The sequence below is a fragment of the Pedobacter arcticus A12 genome (assembly GCF_000302595.1).
In the GTDB taxonomy this organism is placed as follows: domain Bacteria; phylum Bacteroidota; class Bacteroidia; order Sphingobacteriales; family Sphingobacteriaceae; genus Pseudopedobacter; species Pseudopedobacter arcticus.
In genome coordinates this window covers 210,909-233,134 of record NZ_JH947128.1, presented here as the reverse complement: position 1 = coordinate 233,134, position 22,226 = coordinate 210,909, and the positions used below count along the sequence as shown (strand labels likewise).

The following is a 22,226-nucleotide window of genomic DNA, read 5'->3' as shown; positions in this document are numbered from 1 at the left end:
TGGTGCAGATGTTCTCCGATAGAAAAATAACAACTTGTGTTTTTAAAAAATACTTAACGCTAGTTTTTGTTTTTTTTTGTTACATATCAGTAAATGCTCAGGAGGTACCGGGTGTTGTAGTTGCTAAAGCAATTAAGGGCAGTTACGTAGCTTCGCCCGCTATAGCCATACTGCCCGATGGTAGTTATGTGGTTTCGCATGATCGTTATGGTGTTTTGTATAAAAATGAGCCCCGAGTTACTGTAATATACCGGTCAGTAGATAAAGGGGTTACTTGGAGCAAGCAAGGCGAAGTAAGTGAAATGTATTGGGCTTCTTTATTTGTAAATGAAAACGCATTATATCTTTTAGGAACTAGAGGTTCTATCGGAGATGTAGTAATTTCTAAATCTACTGATAAAGGAAAAACTTGGACTACAAATCACACCCAAGATAAAGGATTGCTTTTTAAAGGACGTTACCACACCGCACCTACAGCCGTAGTTAAACACAACGGCAGGGTATGGAAAGCCTATGAAGAAGATCCAGATTCAAAAAATACAAGACGATTTGAAGCTTTAGTGATTTCTGCTCCAGAAAAATCCGATTTATTAAATGCTAAAAACTGGCAAAGAAGTAACGGAATTGTATTTGACACTACTTGGTTAAACGCAAGATTACCTATATGGAGAGAAGGTAACATGGTTGTTGCTCCAAATGGTGACTTAATAGACCTGATAAGATTAGAAACTAGACAAAAGCCAAAAGACACTTATAAGTTGCATGGTATTGCCGAAGGGATGCTTAGGTATGAAGTTGCGGGGAAACTAGCAGTTTCTCCTGATGGTAAAAAGATGTCTTTCGATACCAAAACAGGCTTAGTACATTTTCCAGGAGCCGAAACAAAGTTTACTGTTCGCTATGATCCAGTTTCTAAGAAGTATTGGAGTTTAGTAAATAAAATAACAGCTAACAAGCCTGGTTCGTCTTTTAAAACTTTGCCAAATAATCAACGAAATGTGGTAATGCTAACTTCCTCTCCAGATTTAGTGAATTGGACAGAGCATACCAAAGTTTTAAGGTGGAACGAAGGTAAAACCACCACCATGGAAGATAAATATGCTTTTCAATACCTCGATTTTGTTTTTGATGGAGGAGATATTATAGCAGTATCAAGAACAGCTTGGAACTCCATAAATTATCACGATTCTAATTATATCACTTTTCATCGTTTTAAAAATTTTAGAACAATGACCATGGCCGATTCTCCCGCAGATTTGGCAGACACCACGAATTAATCAATTGAGTATAACAATAAAGAATGAAAATTATGAAGAAGAAGGTTTTGTCTAGAGTACTGGTTTTAGGTTTGTTTATGTGTTTAAGCACCATAGGTTACAGTCAAATACTGGCTTGGCAGTTTGCTTTGCCCGAGCCTTCAAAAGGTATTGATCGTACTGCAAAAGCAACTACTAATGACGATAATTTGGAACAATCTGTTTTAACAAGAGGTCCAAATGCAATTCCTAAACAAGGGAATTCCAGAGGGTTTAGCGGTAACTTCCCTATAGATGCCAATAAAGAGGAAGCTAAAAAATCAGGAGCTTATTATCAGTTTACTGTGAAAGCTAAAGCAGGATATAAAGTGTCGTTGGCGTCTTTGGATGCAGTTTTAAGAAGACAGGAAGTATCAGCACACGTGTACCGCTGGATGTATAGTTTAGATGGCGAAAACTTCAAAGAAGTAGGTACTGAAGACGTAATTATCAACGATTTAAATAATAACGGAATTAAGCAGTCGCAAATTAGTTTAGCAGAATACAAAGACTTGCAGAATGTACCAGCGTCTAAAACCATCACATTTAGAATATACGCTTGGGGAGGTGTTGGAGAATCGGGGAACCAAAGGGCTTTTGGCTTTGGTAAATCAAATAGTAAAGGGAGTAATGTACTTGCTATAAAAGGAACAGTAAGTAAATAAAAGATGTGAGGCTGAGCGGGAGGCTTCGACTCCGCTCAGCCTGACTTAAATTAAGGTCTTGAAATAAAATCAATTATTAACCAATTTAAAAATTAATAGTATGAAGAAAATTTACTTAATGGTTTGTTTAGTAGTACTTATGGTAAGTGCGCAAACACAGGTTTTCGGGCAATTATTGGAATGGGATTTCTCTACAGCTAACGCTACTGGATCCACTTATAATGATCCAAATATGTTGAGTTCTACTTTAGTAAGGGGTGGAGGTGCAGTTGTGGGCGGAGGATATTCTTATGGTTTTTCAATAAGATTTGCTGAGGCATCTAATAGTTATGAGAATGCTAAAACAGCAAACGCTTATATAGAATTTAATGTAGAAACCACTGCAGAATATATGTCTTTAGCTGGTATAGATGTGAAGTTAAGAACGCACTCAAGTGGGGCAAAAAATTACCGTTGGGCATACAAAAAAGCTGGAGATTTAGATTTTACGGTTTTAGGAGCTACTGATAGTGCTTTTCCGGTATATAACGCCAGTGCTGACGCAGGAGTTGCCCAGCCAACTTTAAATTTAAGTTCAGTTGCTACCTTACAAAATGTTCCAAAAAACACTGAGGTAACTTTTAGGTTGTATGGTTGGGGAGGTGTAGGTACTGCCAGTACAAATACTTCTGCTATTGGCAAGTCTTCTTCAGCTGCTGGTTCTGCTTCGCTCATGCTAAGAGGAATAACTACTGCAGCTCCCGTAGCGCTTTCTACTAATTCAGAAATTGCTTCTTGGCAATTTAGCGGTTTATCGGGTACCACTACAGGGTCTGTAGATGCTACAGCTAAAAGCGCTAATTTAAATACGGTAAAATTATCAAGAGGTGCAGGCTTAACAGCGGGTAATTTTGCAACTTCTTACACTTCTACATTAGGCATTAGCTCGGTAACTCTTTCTGATGCAGTAGAAAATAATGAATATTATCAACTCGAATTAAAGTCTATTGCCTTGTATAAAGCATCATTAGATGAATTGTGGTATAGATATAGGAGATTAGCTAATGGACCTGCAAGTTATCAGTGGAAATACAGTCTTGATAACGTTAATTTCACAGATATAGGTTCGTCTGGCGTATTTACAGCAAAGTCAGATGGATTAGATATGTACCTTGATTTAAGCTCAATTGCTGCCCTTAAAAATATTCTTCCAGAAACAAACGTAATATTCCGATTATACATTTGGGGTAATACTAGCGAGACTGGCGTGACTGGATTCGGTCGTTTTAGTGCTACAACCACTGCTTTTAACAGTATTTACATCAAAGGGAAGTTGGAAGAAGAAGATCCTCTTCCTATAAAACTCACCTCATTTACAGGTAAAAAAGAACTCAACGGAATCAGATTAAACTGGCAAACCGCTTCAGAACAAAACAATTCATATTTCGAAGTTTATAAATCAACTACGGGTAAGCCTAATGTTTTACTAGGTAAGGTTAACGGCGCAGGTAACAGTACTGCTACAACAAACTATAGTTTAATGGATTATAGCCCTGTTAATGGCACTAATTATTACCAATTACAGCAAGTGGATAAAGACGGCCAACGTCAGGAATTTGATATTATCAGCATCAAAAACAGTATTGATGAAATAGCACAAATAAAAGTTCATCAAAAAGATGCTTCATTACAAATTAATATACAAGGTGCAATAGCAGGCGAGGGTTTGCTACAAATTATAGATACCAACGGAAGGGTTGTTTCCAAACAAACAGTTTCTTTAGATGGAGGTAACAATGATGTTATTGAAGTGCCTTTTGTAGCCAACAAAGGAATTTATATTGCTACTTTAAAAACGAGTACAAGAATATTAACCACTAAGTTTATTTGGTAAGTACTTGATGCTTATCAAACAAACTATTTACTACGTAAAATAATAATTAATGATGCAGATAATTAAAAAAACACCCATTCGCATTTTTCTTTGTTTACTGCTTACGCTAAACCTTTCTAATGTTTTTGCACAGAAAGTAACGCTTAAAACAATTAATGGGGAAGTATTAGATGCTGAGAAAAACGAACCATTAATTGGGGTTAATATTAAAGTAAAAGAAGACTTTAAGCGTTCTGCAATAACCGACATTAATGGAAAGTTCAGCATCAAAGCATCTGAGAAAGAAACGTTAGAGATTACCTATATGGGTTTTACCACTACGTTTGTTGCAGTGCAAGGTTTCCAAAAAACAATTAAACTTAAGCCAGATACGAAAGCTTTAAGCGAAGTAGTGGTAATTGGTTACGGTACTGTAAATAGAAAAGACTTTACAGGCGCACTTTCAGAAGTTAAAATGGAAGATGTAAACCGGGCACCAGTACCAAATATTGCGCAAGCTCTTGCTGGTAGAGTTGCTGGTTTGCAGGTTAGCGCATTATCTGGCCAACCAGGAGAAGAGTCTGATATTATTGTTAGAGGGGGTAATTCAATAACTCAGGATAACTCTCCACTTTATGTAGTAGATGGCTTCCCGATAGAAGGTTTTAGTTTGTCTTCCATTAATCCAGAAGAGATTGAGGAATTAAGGGTGTTAAAAGACGCTTCTGCAACTGCTATTTATGGTAGTAGAGCTGCAAATGGTGTGGTAATTATCGAAACAAAAAAAGGTAAAGAAGGTTCGCCAACAATATCCTACAATGTAAATTACGCTTTACAGAAAGCTAATAAATTTATGGATTTGATGGATCCTTACGAGTTTGTTAAATACCAGTTAGAGTATACTCCGGCAGATGCCGAATCTATTTATTTAACTAGACCCAACCGTACGTTAGAGGATTATAAAAATGTTCAAGGTTATAACTGGCAGGATAAGCTGTTTAGAACGGCTATTATGAACAACCATAATTTATCTTTAAGAGGTGGTAACAGAGGTACTAAATACTCTTTTTCTGGTAATTTAATTAATCAAGATGGGGTTATAATTAATTCTGGCTTCAACAGATATCAAGGCCGGGCCAGAGTAGATCAGGAAATTAATAAAAACCTAAAATTTAACCTGAATTTAAACTACTCTACTGATAAAAATTATGGTCAGTTAACCAATGCACAGGCATCTGGTAATAATTCTTACGCTACCTATATTATGTATAGAACTTGGGGCTATAGACCTGTAACTACCGGTGGCGATTTAGAAGACATGTTGTTTGATGATGACGAAGGAGGCAGCGAGACCTTATTGGTTATGAATCCAATTGTTTCTACAAGAAACGAATTTAGAGAACAAAGCAGAACGTTTTTTACCAGTAATATTGGGGTTGATTATAATTTGCCTTGGGATTTAAAGCTGAATATGAGAGGCGGTTATAATACCAGAACAACGGTAGATGAATACTTTAATAATTCACAAACTTACCGAGGTTATCCTTCGGCAAATAATGCCAATGGTATACATGGTGGCATCTCAGAAAGAAAATATGTGAACTGGATGAACGAAAACACCGTTACCTATAATAAAAAGTTTAACGCAAGACATCGTTTAGATGCCTTAGTTGGAGTTAGTATTCAAGGAGAAAACCAAGATCGTTATGGCTATACTGCCATTAAAATTCCTAATGAGGAGCTAGGCATTCGGTCTTTAGGTTCGGGCTATCCAAAAGATCAAATCTATACCTCATCAGCCAATATGCTTTTATCATATTTAACACGTGTAAACTATAATTATCGTAGTAAATATTTATTAACTGCAACATTTAGGGCGGATGGATCTTCAAAATTTGCTCCACAAAGCAGATGGGGATATTTTCCTTCATTTGCAGCAGCATGGAGGTTGGGTAATGAAAACTTCTTCAAAAAACTTCCTTATGTGAGCGACTCTAAACTTAGAGCAAGCTGGGGAGCAACCGGTAATAACCGTATAAGTGATTTTGCTACGTCTAACATTGTACAAATGGGCGATTATTATGGCATTGGTACAGGAGGTGCAATCCCTGATTTTGCACTAACTATGGACAATTTCGGAAACAAGTCATTAAAATGGGAAACAACCTATCAGTTAGATATTGGATATGAGATTTCATTGTTTAAAAACAGATTGAATTTTGTAGTTGATTACTATAATAAAAACACCAAGGATTTATTGTTGAACGCCAATGTACCGTATGCAACAGGTTACCAACGGATCTTCAGAAATATTGGATCCATTAGAAACAGAGGTTTTGAAGTAGAAATTAGCTCGATAAATATTGATAAGAAAGACTTTAAATGGAGATCTAGTTTCAATATATCAGTTAACCAAAATAAAGTATTGGCATTAACAGACGACGAAAAAACAATGTTTACCAATCCGTCTTTTACAGCAAGCTGGAACGCATCTAACTTATACATTACGCAAATTGGAATGCCAGTTTCTTCTTTCTATGGTTTGCTATGGGATGGTGTTTATCAAACATCAGATTTTGATGCATCCAATATGCTTAAAGACGGAGTAGTTTCTTTGTACGAAGATAGAAGCCTTACACAGCCAGGAGATATTAAATACAAAGACGTTAATGGAGATTTGTTGATTGATGATAAGGATAAGTTGGTTATGGGACGCACTTTAGCAAAACATTATGGTGGGCTTAATAACAATTTTCAGTATAAAAATATTGGTTTAAATGTGTTTTTTCAATGGAACTATGGCAATCAGATTATGAATGCCAACCGTTTAATGTTTGAAGGAAATGCTTCTAACAGAAGTGGGTTAAACCAGTTCGCATCTTATGAAGACAGATGGACAGTAGATAACCCATCTAATGAAAACTTTAGAACACGTGGAGCCGGACCTGTAGGTTATTTTTCAACTAAACAATTAGAAGACGGTTCGTTTATCAGACTAAAAACAGTTGAATTAACTTACCGTATGCCTAAAAAATGGGTACGTAAAATATCTAGCGTTGATTTTAGCGTAGCTGCGCAAAATTTATACACCTGGAGTAATTATTCGGGTTTAGATCCAGAGGTTTCTACAAGAAATTCCATTTTAACTCCAGGGTTTGATTATTCAGCGTATGCACAAAACTTAACCATTTCTTTTGGTGCTAAAATCTTCTTTTAAATATATAGAATATGAAAAATATACTAAAAAAAATAGCCATAGTGGGATGCCTTTTTTTAGCAACCTCTTGTAACGATATTTTAGAAATTGATCCTTCTGAGTACATTATGTTAAAAGAGACTTATTACAGTAATGAAACCGAGCTTAATTATGCATTAAACGGAGTTTATGCTGTTTTAGCAGACGGTAATTTATACGGCAATAATATGCTAGGTAGGATGGGTTTAGAAGCTGATGAAGCTTACGAGGATTATGGTTCTGACGAAAATAGCGTTGGCGATTATAATATAGAGTCTACCGATTCAAAAATTCAAAACTACTGGCGATCATGCTATACTGGTATTGATAGAGCTAACAATTTGTTGATCAACATAGATAATGCAGCTATTGATATTACTGATGCTAAACGAAACGATATAAAAGGACAGGCATTATTTCTGCGCTCGTATTATTATTTTATGTTAGTTACCCGTTTTCAGGGTGTCCCTTTGGTTTTAAAGCCTATTAAAAGTGCCAAAGCAGAAAGTCTGCAAAAAGAACGCGCCACCGGAAGAGAGGTGTATGCTCAGATTTTAAAAGATATGGAAAAAGCCGCCGAATTGGTAAAGCCAGCCAGCCAAGTAGGTACAGGCGGGCGTGTTTCTAAATCTGCTGTTTGGGGTATGCTTTCAAGAGTAAATCTGTATTTGGCCGGGCATCCATATGATGAACAAGAACGCTATAAAGATGCAATGGTTTACGCAGCTAAAGTTATTAATGAAAACTTTCACGCTTTAAACCCTTCATACCAACAAGTTTTTATCAATTATGCGCAAGATAGATATGATATCAAAGAGAGTATTTTCGAGATAGAATTTCAGAGTGATGGTACCGGAGTTTATCCAACATCTGGTATGGTGGGCAGAAACAATGGTATAAAAAACCCTGTTATTGATAATGTTGTAGGACTAGCTATTGGTGTTTTAAGATCAACAGACTATGTATATGGCTTATATTCTGGGCCTGAAGATAGTCGCCGGGATTGGAATGTTGCTCCCTTTTATTATGTAAATAATAACGGCGTTGCAACGCTTACCAATTGGATAGTTACCGATTCTAAATACCAAAGATTTTGCGGTAAGTTTAGGCGAGAGTATGAAACTGTTTTACCAAAATTACAATCTCAAACACCACAAAACTTTCCCATTTTAAGGTATTCGGATGTATTGTTAATGTATGCAGAAGCCTACAATGAATATTTTAAAGGTGCGGATGATAACGCTTTAAGGTATTTAAATATGGTTAAAAGAAGAGCTAGAGGTTTAAACCCCACTCAAGCTAATGCCTCATCAGATTTCAGTAATAAAAGCTACATCGCTTTTCAGCGAGAAGTTAGAGAAGAAAGACCACGTGAATTATGTTTCGAAATGCTTCGTAAAAGCGACGTAGTGCGTTGGAATGTTTTTTCTGATAATATGGTAGTTAGGGAAGCAGAAACGCCTCAGACTTATACTTCCTCTTATTACGTTAGAGCAAGAAGATATTTTAGAAGTGTGGAACCTAAAGATATGTGGTGGCCAATCCCTTCTTATGAAATGGGAGTTAACAAAAAATTAGTTCAAAATCAAGGATGGTAATCATGAAAAGATATTTAGTAGCTATAGGGATATTATTTGCGATAAGTGCCTGTAAAGATTCTTATGAAGTTAATACTCCTGTGTTTAGCGTTTCAACGGCGCAGAATGTATATGCCGTAGGTGAAAAAATAAAGTTTAATATAGAAGGAAGTCCAGATATGATTAATTTCTACTCTGGCGCAAACGGAAACGATTACACTTTTTATAATAAGGAACGTATTTATGATATGACTCCTAGTTTAAGCTTTAGAGCGGCAAAATATTCTGGAAATAATGAAGATTGTGCCGAATTATATTACACAACAGAATTTAACGAAGATTATAGCTACAATAATGTGAAGAGTGTAAACTGGATTAAGATATCTAGTAGATTTAATATTCCTTCAATTGTGGGTACATCAGCCTCTTTTTCAGATGGCGGTAATTCAAATATTTCTGATTTAATAGAAGAAGGAAAGCCGATTTATTTTGCGTGGTATTGTAAAACAAATGCTGGCTCAGAGAGAACACGGTTTCAAGTAATGAATTTTAACGTCAACGGCGAAGTGCTAAGTGATAGTGACCTCTCTGGCGTATTATATAGTCAGTCGCAACTCGGGTTTAAATGGGCTTTAAATGATGAGGCCGCTAATCAAGTGTCGAATGTACCAGCCATTACTAATTCTTTAGTTTATTGGGACGGTATATTTAATAATTCATTAGGTCTTTTGAAAGAAGGCTATGCTGTAAGTGGGCCTGTCACAATACCCGAGCAGATAAACTTAGGTCTTGATAAGCCCAAAGTGATTAAGAGTATACAAACCGAGAATATGAAAGAGTATTACTATACTTTCGATAAAGCCGGAACGTACGAAGTTACTTTTGTTGGATACAACATAAACTTCAAAGGCAAAAAAGAAGCTGTTAAAACAATAAAGTTGGTTATTGAGTGATAAATATAACGTTATGAAGAATTTAATAAAAAAATATACGATCATATTAGGTTTAATAGCCCTAATAAGCTCATGTAATAAGGCTGCAGACGATATCGAAAAGGAAGAAGTTGATACCGAGGTACCAACCACTCCAGAACCTTTAGCCTTTAACGCACAGATAGACCAAAACCTTACTTTCAAAGTAGGAGATACCGTTAAGTTCAATTTAGAAGGTAACTCGGATTTGGTTGGTTTTTACTCTGGAGCAGTAGGCAATAATTACGAATTCCGTAACAAGGAGCGTTTTTACGAAGTGCTTGCCAAACTTAGTTTCGACTCTAATAAAACACCGGCAAACAGTACCAATGTTGATTGTGCGTCCTTGTTATATTCTACCGATTTTAATGGAGTTTATGATTATACAAACGTAAAGTCGGCAACTTGGCTTCCTATTACCAGTCGGTTCAATTTGCAAGATGTACTGCAGGCTACTAGCACTACTTATGCACAGTCTGGCTCTGTAGACATATCTGATCTTTTTACGGCTTCAAAACCTGTTTATCTTGCTTGGCTTTGTAAAACGGCTGCTGGTTCAAGTAGAACCCAGTTTAGAGTTCAAAACTTTAAGCTTCAAGGTGTTGTAGTTGATAAGAGCTCTTTGTCTAGCGATTTGTATACGCAAATGCAGTTTGATTTTAAGTGGGTTTTAAACCCTGATGCTGCCGCTCAAACCGGAAGTAATTTACCTAGTATTACTAGTACACAGGTTGTATGGACAGGCGTTTTTAACAATACAACTGGCCCATATAAAGACGGTTATGCTGTAACTAAAGCTATTGTGTTGCCACAGTTTAATGCAGGAAAAGACACACCCACAATTCTTCTCCCTAAATGGAAAGAAAGCATCTCAGATTATAAATATGTTTACAGTAAAGCAGGTACGTACGAAGCTGTTTTTCTTGCCTCTAACCTTAATTCTGGCGCACCCGGCGAAATTGTTAAAAAGGTAAACATTACAATAGCACCATAAAATAGATGTATAACAAATTGTAAGTGTTTAAAGGTAATATTTACAAGTTTATACTTTGATTAACCTAAGCAGAGCAGAAGACGATTTGATGTTATCAGTACATTTTTCGGTTCTGCTCTGTTTGTTCAGGATTTACAGTTTTGAAAAATAGCCTACACAGATTAAAAAAAACATCGTTTTACATTTTGGGGTTCATAATCTCATTATAAGCTTATTTAATATTATGAAAGCAACACGTATTTTGCTGGTACTATTTATTCTTTTAAATAGCAATACAGCTTTTTGTCAGCTATCTAATCCTTTTCCTGGTACCGTAGTTTTTGAAACTAAAGATCCAGTAAACAAGCGGGTAGCTTCTCCAAGTATTTTGGTTTTACCTAACGGAGATTATTTGGCCTCTCATGATTATGATAAAGGAACAAGTATCCATATTTCTAAAAACAAAGGTAAAACATGGACACAGCTTGCCAAGGTTTCTCCTATAATTTGGGCTAATTTATTTGAGCATCGCGGTAATGTGTATTTAATGGGAACCACAAAAGGCTGGGGTAATATAGTTATCCATCAATCAAAAGATAACGGAAAAACTTGGTCAGTTGCAGCAGATGAAGAAACAGGATTACTTGCTAAAGGTTTGTTCCACACCGGACCCGTACCAATTGTGAAGTACAAAGGAAAAATATGGAGAGCTTATGAAGAGGCTTTTGACCTTGAAAATAAGAGAGATTTTCATGCTTTTGCAATTTGCGCAGATGAAAAATCTGATTTGTTGAAAGCTTCTAGCTGGCAAAGAACAAACAGCATTCGTTTTGACGAAAAGTGGCTGAATGCAAAACGCCCAAATTGGTTTGAGGGAAACATTGTTGTTACCCCAGAAGGAAAGTTGATAGATTTTATGCGCCTAGAAACTTGGGCGGGCAAAAATGTTGATTATGAAGTACAGGGAGCCGCAAAGGGCAAACCCCGAAACGAGATAGCTGCCATTATTGATATTAACGAAAAGAGCATGAAAATGGAGTTTAAAAATGAGCCTAGTAATTTTGTTCATTTTCCAGGTGCCGAAAGTAAATTTACGATACGATATGATTCTGTTTCCAAATCTTACTGGACAATTACCAACAAGATAACTTCGTTTGTTAACTCGCCAGAAACTTTTGATGGCAACTGGAATCAACGGAATGTTCTGGTGCTTTTAAACTCTAAAGACTTAAAAAATTGGGAGGTCAAACAAAAAGTTTTGAAATGGAATGAAGGTGCTCATTTAAGAACATGGGATACCTTTGGCTTTCAATATATTGATTGGCAGTTTGAAAAAAATGACATCGTTTTTGTAAGCAGAACCTCATGGTACGGCCTCCGTTACCACGATGCTAACATGATTACTTTTCATCGGATAGAAAACTTTAGAGATTTTAACAATAAAAAGGAACCCGAAGACTTAAGTAAATACACTAAGCACCCAACTTTACTTATCATTAGTCCTGCTAATATTGCCCAAAATAATTTTAAGAGTGCCGATTTTAATGTTTCCATAAAACGGGGTAACGGGCTGGCGCAAACAACAGATGGTAGTTTTAGGTTTAACAATGAACCTAAGTCTACAAAAAATGAAAAAGAGGCTTTAAAAGCAGGACGCTACTTTGATATCGAGATAAATAATCCCAAAATCAAAGCTTTTTCTGTTGAAACCTTAAATAGCATTCCTCAGATAAACCGTAAGGATATTAAGCTTAAATGGATGTACAGTGTGGATGGGGCCTCGTTTTATCCCATTACAAAATATTTATTTCCATTGGTAGTAGAGCGCCCAGAGTATATGAAATTAGATCCGCCTTTATACTTACAGATTTATGAACCCTTGAATAAAATTGACGCTAAAAGTGGAGTTACATTACGCTGCTACATTGTTGGCGGAAGTAAAACGGGTACATTACGCTGCTACATTGTTGGCGGAAGTAAAACGGGTACAACTTTAGGCTTTAATGAGAATATCCTCATTGGAGGCAGAGTGTTATAAATAATGTGCAATTAAAAACAATAAGCATATGATCCATATCAATAAAAAAATATTTACACCACTATTTGTTTTTTATACGCAACTGTGTTTAGTAAGTCTAAGTTTTTCGCAAGGATTTAACCCATTTCCTGGCACAGTAGTAGCGCAAAGTCCAGAACCTCTATCAAATAGTTATGCTTCGCCAAGTGTCGTTATTTTAGCAGATGGTAGTTATTTGGCATCGCATGATATAACTTCAACAATAACTGCGGTTTATAAATCAACGGATAATGGAATAAATTGGAAAATGCTAACATTGGTGAAAGACACCCATTGGTCGTCTTTGTTTTACCATGATAATGCAGTTTATTTATTGGGCGTAGCCAAATCTTTTAATAATATAGTTATTCATAAATCAACTGATGGAGGTAACACTTGGACATCTTCTACGAATGCAAGTAATGGACTGTTGTTGCCAGGAAGGTTTCATACTGCCCCCACGCCGGTTGTTGTGCATAACGGCAGAGTATGGAAAGCATTTGAAGAAAGCCCAGACCCCGATAATGAAAGAGATTTTCATTCCTTTGTGTTTTCTGCACCTGTAGGTTCAGATCTTTTACAAGCTTCCAGTTGGACAAAATCCACAACCGTTGCCTTAAACCCTAGTTGGTTCAATGCCGATAAAACAGAATGGTGTGAAGGAAACGTGGTAGTTGATCCAAACGGAGAAATAGTAAACATTATCCGACTGGCTACCCCTCAAGCTGTCGGAGGAACCTTGACCATGAATGGTTATGCAACAGGTATACCTAGGTATGAGGTTGCTGCAAAGTTAAACGTAACCGCAGATGGACAAACTGCAAGTTTTAATCCGTCAACAGGTTTTATACACTTTCCAGGAGCAATGACAAAGTTCAGTATCCGTTATGATGCGGTTTCTGGAAAGTATTGGACAATTGTTAACAAAATAACAACTGTTTTTTCTGGTTGGAGCAATGGGTCAAGCAACGGGCCTTGGAATCAGCGGAATGTGCTGATGTTAATGAGCTCCACAGATTTATTAAATTGGGACGAGCATTATAAGGTTATTAGATGGAATGAAGGAGATATAATTACTAGAAGAGAAAACTTTGGTTTTCAGTATGTAGATTGGCAGTTTGACGGAAATGATATTGTAGCTGTTGCCAGAACATCATGGTACGGCTCTGATTGGCATGATGCTAACCTGATAACCTTTCATCGTTTGCCAAACTTTAGAGGCTTAACCATGTCAGACTCACCTGCAGATTTAGCACCACTTACTCAACCAGACCCTACTATTCTTTCTTGGCAGTTTGGTAATCCCGCTACATCAGGTTCAGAAGCTAACACTACTTCAACATATAATGATAATAATGTTCAAACCTCAGCTTTAACCAGAGGTAGCGGACTTCAGGCTATGAGTTTTAACCGTTCATTTAGCTCAAGCAGTAAAACGCAGCATAATTCAAAAACCACAGCTATAGATAGAAACGAATACCTGCAATTTGAAGTTCAAGCAAAGCCAGGCTATAATATGGATGTAACCTCTATAGATGCCATTTTCTCTAAAAACACGACGGGTTGTAAAAGCTACCGTTGGGCCTATAGTAAAGACGGGGTAAACTTTACAGAAATAGGTTCTGGAGAATATTTTGGAATGGTAGAAGATGCAGATAATAATGTGCAACCAACGGTGAGGTTGGTCAATTATAGAGATCTTCAAAATATATCCGCATCACAAAAAATCACCTTTAGGCTGTATATATGGGGCTCAACTAGTTCTTCCGGAAGGTTTTCTGTCGGGCGATTTGCAGATGGCGAACAAAAACCAAGTTTAGTTGTTAGCGGTAAAGTTTTTGAAACGCCCGCTTTAGAAACACCTTTAGTAGGTTGGAAATTTCAAGGGTTAACAGGTACAGCTGCAAATAATAAAGCAGCTGAAACAAAAAGTTCAGCCTTAATGCCAGCCGCATTAACCAGAGGAATTGGTTTTACTGCTGCTGGGTTAAATAGTGGGTATTATTCCACAACACCTGTAGATACTAAGTCTGAAGCATTACTTGGAGATGATTTTTATGAATTCGCTGTTCAGCCAAACAGTGGGCAATACATGTCTTTAAATAAATTGAATTTTAAATTAAGACGTAACTCTGCTGGCTCTACAATTTATAGATGGACTTATAGTGTGGATGATGGCGAATTTATAGAGTTAGGCACTACAGATGTTCCGTTTATAGGAACAGCAAGCTCTGGCTATACACAACAGCCAATAGATTTATCGGGGATTTCTAACTTACAAAACGTTTCATCAACGCACCGTATTAGATTTAGATTATATGCATGGAATGCATCAACAACATCAGGTGGTTTTGGTTTTGGCCTTTATACTGATGATTATTGTTTGGGATTGTACGGTACAACGAGTGATCAGGTAATAACTGCATGGGCATTTGCAGACCCAGATATTACAGGTCAAGAGCTAACTAGTAATGCAACAACATTTTCTCCAAACCTTCAACAATCTGTATTAACTAGAGGGAATAATGTAGCTGGAACTTCTGGTTCATCATCTTCATTTGCTGGTAATTTTCCAATAACAGCTACTAAGCAAAATGCAATAGATGCGGGCAACTATTTACAGTTTACGCTAAAAGCAAATGCGGGTTATAAATTTTCCCTTTCAACATTAGATGCTCGGCTTAGGGTGCAAGAAGATGCACCGCACCATTACAGTTGGCGTTACAGTACAGATGGCGTAAATTTTAATGATTTAGGTTTGGCTGATAATAGCATCGTTACAACCGTTAATAATGGGCAGGCTGTACCACAAATTAACCTTGCAGCTTATGCTGATTTACAAAATGTTAACGCAAATAAAACCATTACTTTTAGGGTTTATGCTTGGGGCGCAACAGCTACTACCAATAATTCTTTCGGTATAGGCAAAAGCTTATCCGGAGCAAATGCTTTAATTATAGGTGGTGTAGTTGAAGAAGATGACAACCCTTTACCTGTAACATGGGGTAGCTTTACAGGCAAAAAGAACGAAGATATGGTTACACTTAAATGGGCAACCCTATCAGAAACCAGCAACTCTTACTTTAATGTGTTAAGAAGCCTTGACGGACATAATTTTACAACGTTAGGTAAAGTAGAAGCAAGTCAGCTATATCATTATCAATATATAGATAAACAGCCTGCTAAAGGTTATAATTATTACCAGCTACAACAGATTGATTTTGATGGTAAAACAAGTTTATCAGAAATTTTAGCCATAGACTTTTCTTTTGCAACAGCTGGATTTAGCGTTTACTCGCCAATTGATGAACAATATATTACAGTATTTGTAACTAGTAATACCAACACAAAAGAAAACTTACGAATATTAGATTTATCGGGAAAATTGCTTTTACAAGCTTCTGTGAATTTAGAATCTGGACAAAATACCATCAAGTTACCATTATCAGTAGCTAAAGGAATGTACTTAGCGATATTAAAAAACCAAGTAGTAAAGTTTGTTAAATTTTAAATTATCACTCTCTGATAAACGTAGAAGAAGTACTTACCATAAATTAAGATCGATCTTCCAAAGATGCTACTGATGATCCTCCCTCAAATAAAACTGAAGAGGAGGAATGTTGTATTTTTGCGTAGTTTAAAATTAAAAGATCAAGAAATAGCACAAGTAAGGTTAACATTCGGAAAACTCAGTAGCTAAGGATTTTTAGTTGCGACCAATAGCATTTTATGTCGTTAGAAGTAGTTTCTAGTAATGCCTCTGTGCCTTGCAATAGGAAATAAAATCAGAGTTTTTTTTACGTTAAGGTTTTTAAAGACATAAGGGAAGCGACAGAGTTTTTATTTACCTGAGTTTGAGATTAAAATAGTGTTATTTGATGAGTTAGAAGTTTGATCAATGGTTTTCTTGTATAGAAGCTGTAGGCGATTAGTTCAGCGATCGTATTAGAAATAAGATTTAAAGTAAATATTTACAAAAAGACTTTATAGTTATCCCACAAATCTCAGCTGTATAAAATAAAAATCGTAAATAAAGTGAATGCACAAGATGTATCTATGCGTACGGTTCTAATATGTTTCAATGCGTATGTAATCTGATTTTCTACAGTACGTTTGGAAATACCAAATTTTTCGGCTATTTCATCATTTGAAAGATTTTCAATTCTACTTAACCAAAAGATTTCTTTACACCTTTTAGGAAGAGGTTTGATACAACTTTTTAATTCTGTTTCAAAATCTTGTTGCTGAAATCGCTGTTCTGCACCATTATATTCTTTTTCAGTTTCTAAAGTATCATAATTTTCAATATACGCTAAAGGAGATATTTTTCTTGCTTTAAGTTCTTTAAAAACATGGTAACGAGCAGTTACATGTATATAGTTAGCGAAATTTGCAATATTAAGATATTTTCTTCTATTCCAAAGAATCACAAAAGTATCATGTACAGTTTGTTCTGCCACTTCTTTGTTTTTTACATAATAGAACACTGTTTTATATAATTTTTGCCAATACCTGTTATATAAAGTTGTAAATGCTCTGTTATTGTCTTCTACAACAGCATTCCACAATTCATCATCGGATTGGTTTTTTAGCATTCAGATAAGTTTATTATTTGGTTTCTAGGGGTAAGCTAAAATTAACTAGTTTATTGCAATTCTTCAAATTAAATGGATGAAATTTATTATTGACCATGCAATTGTAAATGTGCGCATAGAAGGTTAACAAGAAATAAATATGCGGTAAAGAGATTATTAATAAAAAAATAGAAATGTATGTGTGTATGATGAATGATTATACCTCTTTATAATAAAGACCAACCAATTATATGACTTCAGAAGAATATATAAAATTGTATCAGAAATATATTTCAGGAAAATGTAGTCAGGAAGAGGAACGTGTACTTATGGAATACAATGATGGTTTTAAGGTATATCAGGATACTTCTGAAAAATTAAGTAGCGAAGAAAAAACATTAGGTAAAAATATATACAACAATATTAACCAAACGATTTCTGGTAAAAAAGTTAAAAGCCTGAAATTCTGGTACAGGTGGTCTGCCGCAGCATTAATGGTGATGTCTTTAGGTACAGCATTTTATTTTTTCGGACAGAAACAAGTAGAAACCAATGCTCTTACTGTCTTAAAGACAAAAACTGTAGCCCGACCGGATTCAGGTACAGCTGTACTGACATTGGCAGATGGCTCAATGATTCCTTTAGATGAGGCTAAGAACGGTTTGTTAACCCATGAAGGAGGTACAGAAATTCTAAAAACGAAAAATGGAGAATTGACTTATAAAGGTTCTGAAAACGAAGGTAATGCGTTCACTTTTAGAACTGCTTTAAATAGAATTTCTATTCCAAGTGGTAGACAATATAAGCTGGTTCTTGCAGATGGAACAAAAGTTTGGCTCAATGCAACCTCTTCTTTAAGCTATCCTTCGGAATTTTCGGGTACTGAAAGAAATGTAGAACTATCGGGAGAAGGCTATTTTGAAGTCGCCAAGAATGAAAAAATGCCATTTATAGTAACAGTAGGTAAAATGAAAGTACATGTACTTGGTACGCACTTTAATATATCAGCTTATGATAATGATCTGTTTGTGAAAACAACATTAGCCGAAGGTTCTGTAAGGTTAACAAACGGAGATAGGGCTGTAATCTTAAAGCCAGGGCAACAAGGCCTTGCTACAGTGTCTAATGAAAATATTGATGTAAAAAAGGTTAATCTACAACATGTGCTCGCTTGGAAAGGAGGGTATTTCATGTTTAGAGATGATAATATAAAAGAGGTGATGAAACAGATTTCTCGTTGGTATAATGTAAAAGTAGAATATGAAGACAATATTGACGAGAAAGTATTTGGAGGTATTTACGCTAAGTCTAAAGATCTTGAAGAGTTATTAAAAGGATTAGAATTAACTGGTCTTGTGAAATTTAGAATAATTGATGGAAAACCGACTGAAGAAAGGAGGATAATTGTGACAGATTAATTTTTTTAAAAGTCATCCTACAAATAAAAAATCCCGAAAACGTTCGTACCGTTTCCGGGAAAAATAGTCAGGATCAACCGAATTTTATCGAAGAATCAATTGAAAATTAAACCTAACGTTCAAATGTATAAAAAAATCATCGCATTTATTTGCGGAGAGCACACCTGTATTTATCTGAAACTTTTTCGCGTAATGAGATTGATAAGTATTCTTATGCTAACCTGTATTCTACAGCTCAGCGCCAGTTCCTATGCCCAATATATAAATATACAGGTGAAAAATGTTGCCTTGGAAGAGGTTTTGGTTAAGATTCAACAACAAAGCGGTTATGATTTTTTATATAGCGCACAGTTGTTGAAAAAAGCAAATCCAGTAACACTTTCCTTAAAAAGCAATTCAATAATTCAGACTATGGAAAGACTGATGTTGACACAACCTTTCAACTATGTAATTAATCAAAAGACGGTAACAATTAAAGCTAAACCCGAGCAGTCGGCGGTACAAATAAAAGGAAAGGTAACTGATGAACAAGGGATTGCGCTTCCAGGAGTAAATATTAGAATAAAAGGGTCAGCTGGGGGTACTGTATCTGCAACAGACGGGACTTTTACTATTAAAGTTCCTGATGCAAAAAGTATTCTTGTTTTTTCTTTTTTAGGGTTTAATTCACAAGAAATCATTGTTGCAGGAAGAACTAATCTGAATATTGTCCTAAAGGAACAGATTGCAGCTTTAACAGAAGTAGTGGTAACGGCTCTGGGAATAGAACGTGATGAAAAATCTTTGGGATATGCGGTTACCCAGATTGGTGGAGAGCAACTTACAGAAGTACTGTCTAACAATTGGACAGATGCGTTGTCGGGGAAAATTGCTGGATTAAACTTAGTCCGTTCTGGAGCAGGTCCAGCAGGGTCAAATAAAATTATTCTTAGAGGAGAGAATAATTTAACAGGAGATAATGATGCGCTAATTGTAATAGATGGTGTTGTAATTAATAATAGTAGTGGGCGTACAACGGGTACAGGAAATGCTTCTTATTTGGGGGAAGACTCTCCTGTAGATTTTGGTAATGGATTGAGCGATATCAATCCCGAAGATATAGAAAGCGTGAGTGTATTAAAAGGGCCAGGTGCGGCGGCACTTTATGGGCAAAGAGGTGCAAATGGGGCTATCATTATCACCACTAAATCCGGAAAACCGCGAGTAAAAGGTATTGGAGTAACCGTTACTTCTAATACGTCTATCGAAAGCATATCTCGGTGGCCAGATTATCAATATGAATATGGTTCTGGTACTGAGGGTGTAAATTATTTTTCTTGGGGAACAACACCTGATGGTGCGAGTACTAGAGGTTCTAGTGTTGCCTGGGGGCCAAAGTTTGCCGGTCAACAATATTTTCAATATGATCCAATCACACATAAAGGAGCTATAGAGCGATCTCCTTGGATACCCTATCCAAATAATAGAAAAGATTTTTTTGAAACTGGGAAAACGTTTACTAATAGTATAACATTAGATGGTGGAACAGCAAGAACATCTGTAAGGTTTTCTTTAACTAATGTAGATAACGAGTGGATAATCCCAAATACAGGATATAAACGAAATACTGTTGCTCTTTCGGCTAGTCAAAAGGTGACAGATAAATTGAAAATAGCCACTAAAATAAACTATACCAATAAAAAGAGCGATAATTTACCTGCCTCAGGTTATAATAATCAAACCATTATGTATTGGAATATTATGCAGGTGCCTAATGGCAATTTAGATTGGTTAAAAGATTATTGGATGCCTGGGTTAGAAGGAATAGATCAAAGTTATCCGTTCAGTACTTCTCCTGATAATCCTTACTTGATAGTAAATGAAATGCTAAATAAGCTTAATCGGAATTCGATAACAGGTAATATCCAAGCAAGCTATGATTTTACAAAAGACCTGAGTTTATTGGTTCGAACGTCTATGGATTTTTCTTATGAAAACCGTTCAGAGCAAAGACCAATGGATACGCAGAAGTTTACCAATGGTATGTACCGCACAATGAATGTATTTGCACAGGAAGTAAATAGCGATTTCTTGTTAAAGTATGGAAGGAAATTGGGCGATAAATTTGATGTTTCAATTTCTGGAGGAGGAAGCAGATTACAAAATCGTTATATAAAGGATGAATTGAGAGCAAATAATTTGCAGTACCCTCAGGTGTTTACTCTGGCAAATAGCAGAGATGTATTGACAGCACTTCCTTACAGAAGCGAGTACAATATTAATAGCTTTTATGGTCTTGGTACCATAGCGTATAATAATTATCTCTTTTTAGATATTACTGCAAGAAATGATTGGAATAGTGTTTTGGCAACCCCAACATCAACAGATAATGTGTCATTCTTTTACCCTTCAGTTAACCTCAGTGCGGTAGTTTCTGATATGGTAAAAATGCCATCTTATGTGACATTTGCAAAACTAAGGGCTTCTTATGCAGGAGTTGGAAGTGGCGGAACTAGGACTTATCAGAATGCATACGCATATGTAACTGCAAGCAATTTTTCAGGAGGACTTTTAAACCCTACTACCTTACCAAACGAAAACTTAAAACCACAATATACAACCAGTTATGAGTTAGGAGCCGATGTACGTTTATTTAAAAACCGTTTAGGATTTGATGTAGCAGTTTATCAGGGTAATACCAAGGATCAGATTCTTACAGCTACCCTTGATAGAGGGGCAGGCTATAGTAATGTTATAGTTAATGGAGGATTAGTAAGTAATAAAGGCTTGGAAATTCAAGCCAATGGGGTGCCTCTAAAAAGCAAAAAAGGGCTGAATTGGAAAGTATTTGCAACATTTTCTGCCAATGGTAACAAAGTAGAGAGACTTACAGATAGCTTGTTCTCTTTGCAATTACAAAACACTTTGTCTGGTAGAGGCTCTATAGAAGCAAGAGTAGGCGGGAATATAAGTGCTATTTATGGACCGGGCTACCAACGTTCTCCAGATGGTCAGATTATTTATGAAAATGGATATCCTGTACTTACACCAGAACCCATTTATCTAGGAAACAGCAACTCCAGTTGGAGAGCAAGTATTGGCAATGAATTTAGGTATAGACAATTCCGTTTAAATGTATTGGTAGATGGGCAGTATGGTGGTAAATCTTACTCCTTAACACATGCATTATTGGCGGAACAAGGAAAATTAGAAAACACGCTTCCTGGCCGTTATAATGGAATTATAGGTAACGGAGTAATTAGTAATGGAGATGGCACATTTAGAACAAATGATGTGTTAGCACAAGACATTTGGACTTATTATGCTAGGCATTATGGACGAGAGAATTTGGAAGGGAGTATGTTTAGTACAGACTTTATTAAATTAAGAGAGCTACGACTTGATTATACTTTTACACAAAAACTTAATAAACGATTAGGTCTGCAAAAAGCAACTCTTGGACTTTATGGGAGAGATTTATTTATGATTACCCCATGGCCTATTTTCGATCCTGAGTTTGGAACCTTAAACAACGGCTCAATAGATAAAGGGTTTGAGATTGCTCAATTCCCATCTACCCGCACATTTGGTATAAACTTAACTGTTGGTTTTTAATTATTGAAATAGAACA

Annotated in this window: 12 protein-coding genes; 11 read left to right on the top strand and 1 reads right to left on the bottom strand. The window is 36.1% G+C overall.

Annotated features, from left to right (window positions below):
- Window positions 1-8 precede the first annotated feature (8 nt).
- The 9 genes from B176_RS19875 (at window position 9) to B176_RS20450 (ending at window position 16,135) form a co-directional block, all read left to right on the top strand.
- Window positions 9-1,277, top strand: coding sequence for a sialidase family protein (locus B176_RS19875; protein ID WP_161603038.1), 1,269 nt, complete (start codon window positions 9-11; stop codon window positions 1,275-1,277).
- A 32-nt stretch (window positions 1,278-1,309) separates the two neighbouring features.
- The gene (locus B176_RS0116975; protein WP_154648027.1) at window positions 1,310-1,960 is read left to right on the top strand and encodes a hypothetical protein; all 651 of its coding nucleotides are present in this window, start codon (window positions 1,310-1,312) and stop codon (window positions 1,958-1,960) included.
- A 100-nt stretch (window positions 1,961-2,060) separates the two neighbouring features.
- Window positions 2,061-3,833 (top strand): T9SS type A sorting domain-containing protein, encoded by a 1,773-nt coding sequence (locus B176_RS0116970; protein ID WP_017260033.1) that lies wholly within the window; start codon window positions 2,061-2,063, stop codon window positions 3,831-3,833.
- Window positions 3,834-3,882: 49 nt separating this feature from the next.
- Window positions 3,883-7,029 carry a SusC/RagA family TonB-linked outer membrane protein gene (locus B176_RS0116965; RefSeq protein ID WP_017260032.1) on the top strand — a complete coding sequence of 1,049 codons (3,147 nt, stop codon included), beginning with the start codon at window positions 3,883-3,885 and terminating at the stop codon, window positions 7,027-7,029.
- Between the two features lie 11 nt (window positions 7,030-7,040).
- Complete coding sequence (locus tag B176_RS0116960) at window positions 7,041-8,645, top strand: RagB/SusD family nutrient uptake outer membrane protein (RefSeq protein ID WP_017260031.1); 1,605 nt, start codon at window positions 7,041-7,043, stop codon at window positions 8,643-8,645.
- A 2-nt stretch (window positions 8,646-8,647) separates the two neighbouring features.
- Window positions 8,648-9,577, top strand: coding sequence for a DUF5017 domain-containing protein (locus tag B176_RS0116955; RefSeq protein ID WP_161603037.1), 930 nt, complete (start codon window positions 8,648-8,650; stop codon window positions 9,575-9,577).
- Between the two features lie 13 nt (window positions 9,578-9,590).
- Window positions 9,591-10,589, top strand: coding sequence for a DUF5017 domain-containing protein (locus tag B176_RS0116950; RefSeq protein WP_017260029.1), 999 nt, complete (start codon window positions 9,591-9,593; stop codon window positions 10,587-10,589).
- 223 nt (window positions 10,590-10,812) lie between these two features.
- Complete coding sequence (locus B176_RS20455; protein WP_017260028.1) at window positions 10,813-12,606, top strand: sialidase family protein; 1,794 nt, start codon at window positions 10,813-10,815, stop codon at window positions 12,604-12,606.
- A 28-nt stretch (window positions 12,607-12,634) separates the two neighbouring features.
- Window positions 12,635-16,135 carry a T9SS type A sorting domain-containing protein gene (locus B176_RS20450; protein ID WP_017260027.1) on the top strand — a complete coding sequence of 1,167 codons (3,501 nt, stop codon included), beginning with the start codon at window positions 12,635-12,637 and terminating at the stop codon, window positions 16,133-16,135.
- Between the two features lie 493 nt (window positions 16,136-16,628).
- On the opposite strand, the gene B176_RS19860 is transcribed toward B176_RS20450, so the two are convergent.
- On the bottom strand, window positions 16,629-17,219 hold the full coding sequence (locus B176_RS19860; RefSeq protein ID WP_017260026.1) for an RNA polymerase sigma factor: 591 nt from the start codon (window positions 17,217-17,219) through the stop codon (window positions 16,629-16,631).
- A 230-nt stretch (window positions 17,220-17,449) separates the two neighbouring features.
- On the opposite strand from B176_RS19860, the gene B176_RS19855 reads away from it, so the two are divergent.
- Entirely contained in the window at window positions 17,450-18,616 is a 1,167-nt protein-coding gene (locus B176_RS19855) for a FecR family protein (protein WP_017260025.1), read from the top strand.
- 213 nt (window positions 18,617-18,829) lie between these two features.
- Window positions 18,830-22,210: a SusC/RagA family TonB-linked outer membrane protein gene (locus B176_RS0116925; protein WP_017260024.1), complete on the top strand. Its 3,381-nt coding sequence runs from the start codon at window positions 18,830-18,832 to the stop codon at window positions 22,208-22,210.
- Window positions 22,211-22,226 lie beyond the last annotated feature (16 nt).